A 12737-nucleotide genomic window follows, 5' to 3' on the forward strand; every position below is an offset into this window, starting at 1 on the left:
ACAACCGCGAAGACTATGCCTCCATCGTGGAGGACGTCTGGACCGGACGCAACACGGATGCCGCCATGCAACGCGTGACTTCCGAAATGATGGAAGAGAACCGGAAGCATATCAAGGCCGGCAACCCTTCCAAACTTCCGGGCGACAAATGGGGGATCGCCAAGATCACGAATATCGTCCATGTCCCGAACATGAAGACGGACGCCAATAACCAGCACGGTGTGTTCGTATCGACCGACCTGCCGGAGGAGAACTGGCCCTGGCCCACCTCTTCGTGGGAATGGCGCGACAAGTTCGCCCAACGCTTGCGCGAATATACCGAAGGTCTCTTCTGGTTCGCCCAGAACGATCCCGAACTGCCCGCCCACTTCCGCAAAGCGGCAAAAGAATGGGGACTTTCGAAAGACGAATACACGGATAACGGGCATTTCCCGCGCCAGGTCTACGTCCGCGAAGGCCGCCGTTTCGAAGGCGCCTACTTCTTTACCGCCAACGATGCCATCCCGGTAACGATCGGCAGTCGCCCGCCCATCCACGAAAGCAGCATAACGGCGAGCCATTATGCGCTGGACTCGCATGCGGTACGGAAAAGAGAAGAAGGGAGGGTACATCTGGACGGTTTCCTGAGCTATCCTTCGGCAGTTTACACAGTCCCTTATGGCGTGATGGTCCCGAAAGAGGTGGACAACCTCCTGTTGCCCGTCCCGGTGTCGGGTTCGCACATCGGATTTTCCACCCTGCGCATGGAGCCTTGCTGGATGGCGATGGGACAGGCCGCCGGTATCGCTTCGGCCCTTTCGATCGACGGGAAGGTGAAGGTGCAGAACATCGACCTCCCCCGCCTGCAGGACAAGTTGGTCGACCAGAAGGCGACGCTCATGTATTTCAAGGATGTGGATTACACGAGTCCCCACTTCCGCATGGTGCAGTATTTGGGACTGCGAGGTTATCTCCCCGAATGGAATGCCCGCCTGCAAGACCCGGTGGATGCGGCGACATTAGCCGCCTGGGAAAAACTGGGCGGAACGGACCTGCCGGGCATCGAAGCCGGGAAAGCGACAAGGCTGGCGGCTTTGCAAATGATTTATCGGGAAATAAAATAAAAAAATGGGCGGTCTGGGAAGATCGCCTGTGTTGTAATAAGTGAAAAACATCCAATTGCTTGATTTGTTGTAAACAAATGCTATTCGTTGTCAATTTGGTCTGTTTTGATTGTTTTTACTGATATATATCCCTGTTTTTGCGCTTTTCCTTCAAATTATCTAAATGCTTTTTTAATTATCTGAATGTTTTTGTAAAACCATTTGGATATTTCAGGCAGACCATCTTGCGAAAAGGATATATACAGCCGAATCAGAGGATGGTAAATCTGGCATTTTGACAAATTGTTTATTTGGATATGTGCGATGGAATTGAAATGTAAATGCTATTTTTGTTTCCAATTACAAAGTTGGCTTTCGGCATATTGCCGTTTTTGTTATACAAAATTGATTTACCATGAAAAAGGATGAAAATAGATCTGAAAGTGCTATTATTAAAACTACAGACAGTAAAGAGAAAAAGAACTCTGATGAACCTGTGGATGTTCAGTTAAAAACTGAAATCAAAAAAAATTTGCCAGATACCAATGTGACCCTTTGCCCCCCATTATATTCTTATAAAGGAACAGAATATTTCGTGCCTGAAGGAAAAGTAAAAGAATTTTCTATTTCCACACTAAAGATAAATACTAAGAGAACGGATTTGGAGTTGACGGGTTTTAAAAAGCGTATATATGATCGGAAGCCGATATACCCGAATTTGAAGATAACAATAGATGGTGTAAAAAGATTGAAAAATAATCAAGTAGGCATGTCGGTCAGTTTATATAAGAAGGATGTCCCCAAAGCTCTCATACAAGAAACGGTGTATGAGGTGAAAAATAAGATATCTATAGATTGGACACGCAAAGTCAAAGAATTGGAACCGGGAGGATATTTTTTGTGGTTATGCGGAACCAGTTTCATGTTGGATACTTCCTTAGGGTGGAAGATTGGTGAAGATTTGAAAGTGGATTTTGAAGTACTGCCGGATGGTGCGGAATTGGAACATCCGGAAATTGACCAAGTATCTATGTCAGAAGAAAATTTCACCTCTTTTAAAGAGAATGTCCAAGACCTGAATCCGGTTTTTACCATAACTTTGAAAAAGCCGTTGGAAGAAGGGCATATACTATCTGCTTGTTGTTATAATGACGATTTGTTCCAAATGGGGGAAGGTGTTGAAGATGCCTATGTTATGAGCAAATCTGTGTTTATTTTACAGTTCACCTCGTCGGATGTCTGGATGCCGGGAATGTATAGCATTCTGCTGATGCATAATCAGGAACCTTTTGCCAAATTTTCATTTTCAGTAGATAGTGACAGGTGCAGTGTGGAAAATCTTGCACGAATTGAACGTTATGATAAAGATTATATGATTGCCAGAATTTTGACTGTCAGAGATTTAAGATGGGACAAGCTAAGCCATAATCCCTCAAGTGCCGGTTTGCGCAAAGGAATAGTGGATAATCTGGATTCGATTGGTTTCAATAAAATCCGATTACCATACTTATTGTCGAACATGTATGAGAATTTGAATTACCTTATTGAATGTAGAGACGATGATGAAAGTTTTCAAATGATTGATACGTTTTGTGATTTAATAGCTAATGCAAGAGGGACAGAGACCTTCGACTGTCGTGAGTGTACGGATAAATTTGCCCAAGACAGGAGAAATGCCGTGATTGATGAATGTTTTGATCTTGAAGGTTCGGATTCTCTTTTTTATCTTAAGAATGCCGGTAGTTTATTGAAAAATGGAGGGGAGTATATGGTATCGAAAATGATACGCGAGCTAAGTTGCCGACGCAATCATTTTGTGCTTGCTTGTAACAAAGGAGAAGGTGAACGGTTATTTGATGCATATCCTGCATTGAAGCAGTATTTTCCGAAATCACATCTTCTTTCCATGACTGAATATACGACTTCTGCTATCGTTTTCGATATCAGGAATATGATTCTTTGTTGTGGTATGTGCATAAGGCAAGAGGCTATCCATAAAATAGCAGTGGCATTGGTTGAAGCGGAAGAATGCGGTACATTGGGCGAATGGGGACGTGAGCGGATTATGAGCTATGTTTATGATACACTTCTGCCTAATTTTCGCAGACGAAAGTTGGCTTTGAAAATGGACGAGAAAGAAACGGTATACGGTAACATTGAAGTAGAAGATGTTGATGCCGATATGTTTGCAGAAAGTACGGAAAGTTTTGAGGAGGCTATGGCTGATCTGAACGGTATGATTGGCCTTGGAACAGTGAAACATTGTTTTGAGTCGGTGATGAACACGTTGCGTATGTTACAACTTCGAAAAAGTATCGGTTTGAAATTTACAAATGAAACGAGTCATCACATGCTCTTTACCGGAAATCCCGGTACAGGGAAAACCACGGTGGCAAAGATGATTGGAAGGATCTTCAAATCATTGGGATTGTTGTCGAAAGGAGATGTAATTGTGGCAGACCGTGCCCGGATGGTCGGACAATGGATCGGAGAAACCGAACGGAAAATGGGGGAGTTGCTGATTTTGGCTCGAGGTAATGTCCTGTTCATCGATGAGGCGTATTCTTTATGTAACGGCAGCAATACAGATCGCAGGGATTATGGATACCGGGTTATAGAGTGCCTGATGCCGGTTTTAGCATCGAATAATTCCGATATACTGGTGATTATGGCGGGTTACCCGAAGGAAATGGATGTACTGATGGAAGGTAATGCAGGTCTGAAAGGGAGATTCCCATATCGGTTTAATTTCGAAGACTATACGGCAGAAGAATTGATTATGATAGGAAAGACTCTACTGGAAAATAATGATTATCTACTGACGGGAGAAGCGGAACAACGATTCTGTACCCTCATTAGAAATGCAGTGAAAGCCAAAGACCGGAACTTTAGTAATGCACGCTGGGTTGAACAATTTATACGGAACGGCATTTTTCCTGCTATGGCCGGACGAATCATCCGCGATCATCAACGGGCGGATAAGGAATACTATCGTCTGATAGAATTGGTTGATATTGAAACCGCTCACCTTGCAGAAAAAGAGAAGCGTGTTGCTCTGTCAGGACGTACGCCGATAGGATATTCTTGAACATGGTTCGATCGTAATTCAAAATTTGTCGTATATTTGAGCACTAAGGAGATAAATCGGAGAAATTATGTTTAATGCCACGGATGAAAAGCTTATAAAAGCGATTGGAAGGAATGATTACATCAGTTATAATAAACTGTTTGAGCGTTACTATGGCCGCCTTTGTCAATATGTCTATAGCTTGCTCATGGATAAAAGTGATACGGAAGATGTTGTGCAGGAGCTTTTTCTGAATATATGGAAAAACCGGGAAAGAATTGAAATTAAAGAAAATGTTGGAGGATATCTTTATAGGATGGCCAAACATTTGGCATTGAACCATCTTCGCTCAAAAGTCTATTTTAATAACCTGTCGGAAACTCAGGATCAGTTATCGTATGAAGACAACCGGGTCGAGTCTGAGGAATTTCGGATCGCTCTTTATGGCTGTATCGATCACCTTCCTGATCGCTGTAAAGAAGTATTGTTGCTCCACCGAATAAAGGGATTGAAACAAAAAGAAATCTCGGAAAAACTCGATATCTCGGTAAAAACGATTAAAAATCAGATCTGGATCTCACTTCAGAAGCTGAGGCGATGTTTAGAATTAAAAGGAATATAATTTTTTTCGGGTCCGGAATAGGACCTTTTTTTATTTATAGTGTCATATAATAAAAGCAAGATTCATGGAAGAACAAAAACATATAAAAGACTATATCGTGGACTATTTACTGGACGGTGAAGATGAAAAACGTCTTGATCCGGTATTAGTTGAGTGGTTGGCCGAAGATGAGTCCCATAGAAAAGAATTTGATTTGTATAAAAAGATTTGGGAAGAATCCCATCGTTATACAGAATCTGAGGCTTTTGATCCTGATCTTGCATGGGAAAAGGTTAACAAGATAAACCGACAGAAGATATATGCTCATAAGTATTGGAAAAATATATTGTATATAGTTTCTGGGGCGGCTGCATCTTTGTTGATAATGCTTGCTTTGTCTTTCATGGGTGCTTTTGAGAAAAGCTCGGACATGCAGGTTAGAATGAGTGCCGATTATGGAAGCCGTTCGGAGATCGTTTTGCCGGATGGGTCTTTGGTAAAACTGAATTCAGGCTCTGAAGTAGTTTATGCTTATGATTCGAAAAAGAAAATGCGGGAAGTTAATTTCCAGGGAGAAGGTTTCTTTGATGTCTCTAAAAGCAAAGAACCTTTTGTAATAAAAACTGCCGGTGGGTTAAATGTGAAAGTTTGGGGAACTTCCTTCAATCTGCAGGCATATGCTGATGATCCGATTGTTCAAGCATCTTTGGTCGAGGGATGTATCGAACTGGAAAGCGGAGAAGAGAAACTGATTATGAAACCCGGAGAAATAGCTGTTTTTGATAAAGAGACGAATAAGATTAAACAGATGAAGGGCGTACTGTCGCACTCTTATGGCTGGTTGGACAATAAATTATATATGGAAGATATGCCTTTGTCTCTTGTTTGCAAGTATTTGGAAAGATGGTATGATGTCAAGATTATGATCCAACCCGGATTAGGTGAAAATATTCGTTATAATGGAGTCATACGGGAAGAAACCGTAACAGATGTAATGGATGCGTTATCCCGCTTGAGTAATATTAGCTATCATGTGAAAGGAAAACATATAAGTATAACCTCTAAATAGAATTGCCTATGAAGTAGAATGCCATGAATACACAAAAACGGGAAATGCTGTCACATCTCCCGTTATGAGTTTGATCATAAGATTAGTGTTGGAAGCACTAATAGTTAGCTAATAATCAATTTACAAATATATGAATTTATTTAATACGTTAGAGTTGGATTTTTCTCCAACCCTTAAAAAGATATTATCTATTATGAAACTGACGGTAGTTTTCTTGATTGTATTTTCACTGAATATTTCAGCTACTGTATATTCACAAACGACAAAATTGTCTTTGAATGTTCAAAACCAATCAATAAAGGAAGTCCTTTATTTGATCGAAAATCAATCGGATTTTCGGTTTATTTATGAAAGTGGAAAGATCGATTTGGATAAGAAGGTTTCTGTTCAAGTAAGAGAACAGGCGGTAGAAGTTGTGTTGAAACAATTATTCAATAGCGAAGGAATTAATTATGAGATTACAGAGAATAATCTTATTCTGATAAATCCATCTCCGGAACAATTAAAAGTCATTGGTCAAAATAAATCTCAAGTTAGAAAAAAAGTTACCGGTTTTGTTAAGGATCAGAATGGTGAACCGATCATAGGAGCAAATGTGGTAGAAAAGGGAACAACAAACGGAACAATTACAGATGTAGATGGTAGGTTTTCTTTGGATATTCCTTTTAAAGGAACGCTTTTAGTCAGTTATATTGGATATACTTCACGAGAACTGATGATTGAAAACCAGACAAATATCGAAGTTCAACTGGTAGAAGATACAGAAGCTTTAGATGAAATTGTCGTGATTGGTTATGGTACGGTCAAGAAAAAAGATTTGACGGGAGCTATTACACAAATACGTGCTGAAGAAATTACACAGGCAAATAGTCCTAATATTGGTACAGCACTACAAGGAAAAATACCAGTTGATATTGGAGGTGTTTGGAAACCAGGAAATAATCCGACAATAGAAATACGTGGTATTAGCTCTATTACAGGTTCTAATGATCCGTTGTGGGTGGTAGATGGGATACCAATGCAAAGTTCGAGTGTGAATTTAAATCCAAATGATGTTCAATCAATCGATGTTTTGAAAGACGCATCAGCTTCAGCTATTTATGGGGCGCGAGGATCTAATGGTGTGATTATTGTAACAACAAAGCGAGCAGAAGCTGGTGAAAATTCAATTAAGGCTAGCTATAGTGGTTGGGTTGGCTTTGATAAGATTGCTGGCAAGCCTAATTTTATGTCTGCAGATGAGTTTGTTGATTATAAAAGAAGAGCTCTCGCAAATGCTGGTCAAGATTATTCAGATGAAGTAATATTTGATGAAGTAGAACTAAATTCATGGAAAAATCGGATGTTTACAGATTGGTATGATGAAGTTTGGGGAGGAACGGCTTTTGCTACCAATCATAATGTCACTGTTAGTGCTTCGAGTAAAAAGACGGCAACAATGTTATCATTAGGATATTTAGATCAAAGCTCATTAATTGATAATGCCGGTTATAAACGATTTAATGTGAATTTTAATAATACATTTAAATTTTCAGATCGATTAAAATTGACAACAGCACTTTTAGGATCTTATTCAAAGAATGAGGCTTTACCTGAATATATTTATCATGTATATCAAATATCACCATTAGCGCCTGTTAGAGATGAAAATGGAGAATTGAAAGTTTATCCTACTCCTAATGAGTCTTTAATTACGAATCCTTTATCGGAAATACAGAATAATCAGAATGCAACAGATGAATATAGTGTGATTGGTTCTGCTGCATTAGATTGGAATATATGGGATGGCTTGTCCTACAAATTTTCAATAGGTTTGGATTATAGTAATACAAATAATGGAACATATAACGGAAGTGATACACGTGATAGAAGTGGCGGGATGCATTCTGCAGGTTACAATAGTCGAACTCGTTTATCTTCAATTATAGATAATATTTTATCTTATAATAAAGAAATAAATGGTATTCATCAAATTGGAGCAATGGCTGCATTCAATGTGGAGCAATTTCGAGATGAGTCTGTTTATTTGAAAGGGACAGATATGTATTATGATGGTTTGTATTACAATTTGGAAGCTGCTTCTACAATATTAGATAAGAATACTTTGTTATCAGAATGGGGAATTATGTCTTTTATGGGGCGCTTTAATTATACTCTATTAGATCGTTATTTATTGACATTGACATATCGTTATGATGGTTCATCGAGACTTTCTGATACAAATAAATGGGCAGGATTTCCTTCTATGTCTGTGGCTTGGAGAATATCTGAAGAATCATTTTTAAGAAATGCGAGAGAGAAATTCTTGGATAATTTGAAGCTACGTTTTTCTTGGGGTAATACAGGTAATACAAATGTTGATCCTTACGAAACATTGGGTAAACTATCAAAAACTTATTATTCATGGGATGAATCAGCTGCCATTGGAACAATTCCGACTGGTATTCCGAATCCCGACCTGAAATGGGAAAAGACTGAAGAGTGGAATGTCGGATTAGATTTTGGCTTGTTTAATTCACGTTTAAATGGTACAATCGATTGGTATCGTCGAACAACGAAAGATTTAATTCTTGAACGCAAACTTCCGGTGACATCAGGATATTCTTCTATATTTCAGAATATTGGGAGTACAAGAAACCAAGGTGTTGAATTGACATTGAATGGTGATATCATTAGAAATTCAGAGTGGAGATGGAATGTCGGAATTACATTTGCTAAAAATAATAACGAAATATTGGATTTGTATGGAGATAAAAAAGATGATGTTGGTTCTAATTATTTCATAGGACACTCAATTCGTTCTTATTATTTATTGGACTTTATTGGGGTTTGGCAAGAAAATGAAGCAGAGGAAGCTGCACGTTATGGTGCAAAGCCAGGATATCCTAAATATCGAGATATTTATAATAAGGAAGGAGAAGCAGCTGGTATTAATTTGAATGATGATAGATATATTATTAGTCGAGATCCGAAATGGATTGGAAGTTTAAATACCTCTGTGAGTTGGAAGAATTTTGATTTTTATATGAGTTTGAATACTCGGCAAGGAGTAAAAGCTGTATCTGAAACTCATAAGCAGAGTAATGATGATCCTGTGCGATATATTGGGTTCAGTGGAAACTACTGGAGTCCGGAAAATAAGTCAAATGAACATCCGGCTCCAGCAATTAAAGGTACTTATACAGAATTAGGAAACAGTGATTATTTTGTGAAAGATGTCTCTTTTGTTCGTATTTCGAATCTTTCTTTAGGTTATACATTACCTAAGAATTTCATATCGAAATTAAAAATGGGAAATGCAAAAGTATATATCAACATCAATAATCCATTTGTTTTTACTCCTTTTGATGGACAAGATCCGCAGGTTGGAACGAATAAAAAATCTTATCCGGCTGTAACATCATACCAATTAGGAGTTAATCTTGATTTTTAAACTTAAAAAAGCAAATAGATATGAAAAAGATATTTTTGACTTCAATCATATTGTCCTTATTATTTAGTTGTGATGTTTTGGAAGAAGATCCAAAGACAGTTTTACCACCAGATGGATATTATGATACAAAAACAGGTATAGAGACTTTGGTAAATGCTTGCTATGCCAGACTACGTTCTTTTACTGCATCATCAACGAATTTATTGCAGTTGACAGAACAAGGAACGGATATTTTTGAAGCAGGTGTGGATGGAGATGTTAATTTTGACACATATAGTATTTCTCTTACTGCAGGGCAAATTACCAGTGTATGGGAAAATTGTTATATCGGTATTAATGCATGTAATAATGTGATGTATTATATTCACTCTGTACCGGATATGTCTGAGTCGGAGAAAAAAGTTCGTGAAGCAGAAGCCCGCTTTTTGAGAGCTTATATGTATTATCATTTGACTATGCAGTTCGGAGATGTTCATTTATCATTAGAACCTACTGTTGGAGTTCAGACAGAGGCTAACCGGACACCTGTTTCGCAAATTTTGGATGAGGCTATCTATCCGGATTTACGTTTTGCAGTTGAGAATTTGCCGACTTCCCAAAATGATTATGGGCGAATTGATCAATTTGGAGCGAAATTCTTTTTATCGTATGTTCTGCTATCTGACGAACGAAGTGGAACTCCTGAGTTTGAAGAAGCTGCTACATTGGCTACCAGTGTCATTAATGATTCCCAATATAAGCTACTGGAAGAAAGAAGTTTGGTCTTTGATCAGGATAATGATATGAATAGTGAAATTATTTGGAGTTTACAATTTTCAGAAGATGAATCATTAAGAGAAAATGGGAATGAAACACATTTATATTTTGCACCGAAATATGATGTAAATATACCAGGTATGGTGCGTGTGATAGAATATGGACGTCCTTATTCTCGTTTCAAACCGACACAATTTGCGATAGATTTATATGACGAAACGATGGACTCTCGTTATCAAGCATATTGGCGCGATACATGGTATGCTGTTGTTGATGCAGGGAATATTATGATAGGAGATACCGCTTTTTACCTGCCTAAGCAAATGTGGAGCAAAGAGCAGATTGGTTCGAAAGAATATATGGTGTTTAATCCTGAATTTAGTGAAAGTATAGGTAGTGATTACTCTAAAGTAAATAATCGAGTTTATGTACAAATGAAGAAATTTGACGATGTTAAACGATTAACCATGAATGAGACAAAAGGAACAAGAGATTGGGTTTGCTTTAGAGTTGCAGAAGCTTATTTGTTGGCAGGTGAAGCCTATTTTAGAGCGGGAAAACAAGATGAGGCTGTAAAATTTATTAATGAATTACGTCGAAATTGTGCAATAGATGGGAAAGAGCAAGAAATGGAAATTGCAGCATCTGATTTGTCTATTGATTTTATATTAGATGAACGTGCTCGTGAACTTTGTGGAGAAGGAAAACGTTGGTATGATTTGAAGCGATTAGGAAAATTAATAGAAAGAACTAGTAAATACAATCCAAAAGCTACAAATATGAAACCATATCATTTTTTGCGTCCGATTCCTCAGAGCCAGATTGATAGATGCTCGAATCTTTATGAACAAAATCCTGGATGGTAATAGAGTCTTGTTGGTAAATTAATACATATATAAAATTTGTAGACAAGTTTGTAAGATGATATTGTGAAAATGTGGTTTATCATTTTATGACTTGTCTACTTTAATTTATGGTTTATTTATGAAATATAGTATCATTATTCTTATAATGTTGTCTTTGACTTTTCAGGGAATAGGAAAAGAGTTGTCTGTTCAAGGTTGGATTATCCTCTCTAATAACATGGATAATGCAATAGAGACGATTGAAAAGGCTAAAAAATATAGAGTTAATCAAATTCAGCTTTCTCATCAAATTGTACATAATTTGAAAGAAGTGAAAAGGCAGGACGTTTGTGAACAGGTAAATGTGCTTACAGAGTTGGCTCATAAAAATGGAGTAAATGAAGTCCTTGTATGGGATCACAGTTTTTATGAATTAGATTATTATCCATCTCAGTTTAGAAATGGACCGAATGGAACAATTAATCTGGATAATCCCTCTTTTTGGGAATGGTTTAAACAGGATTATCGAGATATGTTAGATTTAATACCAGAAGTAGATGGATTAGTTTTGACTTTTATTGAAACGGGGGCACATGCGGAAAAACAATATTCCGATTTATTAAAAACAAATCAGGAAAAGTTAGCTTCAGTAGTGAATGCTGTTGCTGATGTTGTTATTAAAGAGCGAAGGAAAAATCTTTATATACGTACGTTTGCTTATTCCGATGAAGAGTATGAAAATATTACAGGCTGCCTTAATCATATAAAGAGTGATAAAATCGTTTTGATGATGAAAGAAGTACCACATGATTTCTTTCTAACTCATCCGAATGATCCTTTTATAGGGAAAATAAATCGGCCAACTATTGTTGAGTTTGATACAGGAAATGAATATAATGGACAGGGGGTTATTGCGAATACTTGGCCCAATTATGTTGGTAAACGTTGGAGTGATTTTATTAATAGACCAAATGTTATAGGTTATGTAGCGAGGACAGATCGTTATGGAACAACGAAGTTGGTAGGAACTCCTAATGAAATTTTGTTATATACATTAATGCGGTTATCTGAAAATCCAGAGTTAGATATTGACTTGATTTATGATGAATATATTTCGAAACGTTATGGGAAGAAGGTTTTGATCCCATTAAAGAGTGCTTTTAAAAAGGCTTATGATATAGTTCTGTCTTCAATGTATATATTAGGAACGAATGTGGCAAAACATTCTGCTTTAGAATATGAACCTTATAATAGTAGTTATGATAGGCATGTGTCAGGGCGTTGGCTAAATCCACCTGTTGTATTTGTAGAGCATGGGATTAATAAGGAGTTTCATTATTGGAAAGATGTTATTAACCATATAGCACCAGCACGTTTTAAAACAAAGAATTCACCGTTAAAAGAGGAGGCTAAGTATGTGATTGATAGTAATTGGGTTGAACCTATGGAATTAATGGATAGTCTTTATTTACATTATATCATTGCCGAAAAGCAATATGGTGTAGAAGTTGCTCAAAAAGCGCTTTTAGAGATAGAACAAACGAAAGAATTGCTAAGTTCAAAAGATTATGAGGAGTTGTATCAGCTTTTTAAAAGGACATTATTGAAAGCTCAGCTTCATGAAGCAGTTTCTTCAGCATATTTTGGCTATAGAGTTTATGCGAGAGGGGAATCTTTTAGATATAAAGGGCTAAAAGAACAAATTCTATTTGCATTACAAAGAATAGACCAAGTTACTGAAGAGATGAAACTGATGGAAGGTTCTTTTCCTATAGGCCAATGGGACTGGTTGAAAGATGCTGATACCGCATTAGAATATAAAAATAAAATTCTTGGCGGATGGAAAGAATATGATAATGTTAAGGTTGAAGATTAGAATTTGAA

Annotated in this window: 7 protein-coding genes; all 7 read left to right on the forward strand. The window is 37.6% G+C overall.

The window, feature by feature from the left end; genetic code table 11:
* On the forward strand, window positions 1-1103 hold a 1103-nt coding region (locus tag ACW6QF_RS01860), incomplete at its 5' end, for an FAD-dependent oxidoreductase (RefSeq protein ID WP_456086600.1).
* Window positions 1104-1497: 394 nt separating this feature from the next.
* Window positions 1498-4170, forward strand: a complete 2673-nt coding sequence (locus ACW6QF_RS01865; protein WP_456086601.1) for an AAA family ATPase — start codon at window positions 1498-1500, stop codon at window positions 4168-4170.
* A gap of 67 nt (window positions 4171-4237) precedes the next feature.
* Window positions 4238-4771, forward strand: a complete 534-nt coding sequence (locus ACW6QF_RS01870) for an RNA polymerase sigma factor (RefSeq protein WP_456086602.1) — start codon at window positions 4238-4240, stop codon at window positions 4769-4771.
* Window positions 4772-4835: 64 nt separating this feature from the next.
* Window positions 4836-5819, forward strand: a complete 984-nt coding sequence (locus ACW6QF_RS01875; protein WP_456086603.1) for a FecR family protein — start codon at window positions 4836-4838, stop codon at window positions 5817-5819.
* Between the two features lie 130 nt (window positions 5820-5949).
* A complete protein-coding gene (locus ACW6QF_RS01880; protein WP_456086604.1) occupies window positions 5950-9252 on the forward strand; it encodes a TonB-dependent receptor in 3303 nt (1100 codons plus the stop codon).
* Between the two features lie 20 nt (window positions 9253-9272).
* The gene (locus ACW6QF_RS01885; RefSeq protein ID WP_456086605.1) at window positions 9273-10874 is read left to right on the forward strand and encodes a RagB/SusD family nutrient uptake outer membrane protein; all 1602 of its coding nucleotides are present in this window, start codon (window positions 9273-9275) and stop codon (window positions 10872-10874) included.
* A 118-nt stretch (window positions 10875-10992) separates the two neighbouring features.
* Window positions 10993-12729, forward strand: a complete 1737-nt coding sequence (locus tag ACW6QF_RS01890) for a hypothetical protein (protein ID WP_456086606.1) — start codon at window positions 10993-10995, stop codon at window positions 12727-12729.
* The last annotated feature ends 8 nt before the right edge of the window (window positions 12730-12737 follow it).

The sequence above is a fragment of the Parabacteroides sp. genome (genome assembly GCF_977054455.1).

What these genes read in the sequence shown, in the direction of transcription:
- ACW6QF_RS01870 (WP_456086602.1), top strand. Translation starts at nt 4,238, where the DNA reads ATGTTTAATGCCACGGATGAAAAGCTTATAAAAGCGATTGGAAGGAAT.
- ACW6QF_RS01885 (WP_456086605.1), top strand. Translation starts at nt 9,273, where the DNA reads ATGAAAAAGATATTTTTGACTTCAATCATATTGTCCTTATTATTTAGT.
- ACW6QF_RS01865 (WP_456086601.1), top strand. Translation starts at nt 1,498, where the DNA reads ATGAAAAAGGATGAAAATAGATCTGAAAGTGCTATTATTAAAACTACA.
- ACW6QF_RS01890 (WP_456086606.1), top strand. Translation starts at nt 10,993, where the DNA reads ATGAAATATAGTATCATTATTCTTATAATGTTGTCTTTGACTTTTCAG.
- ACW6QF_RS01880 (WP_456086604.1), top strand. Translation starts at nt 5,950, where the DNA reads ATGAATTTATTTAATACGTTAGAGTTGGATTTTTCTCCAACCCTTAAA.
- ACW6QF_RS01875 (WP_456086603.1), top strand. Translation starts at nt 4,836, where the DNA reads ATGGAAGAACAAAAACATATAAAAGACTATATCGTGGACTATTTACTG.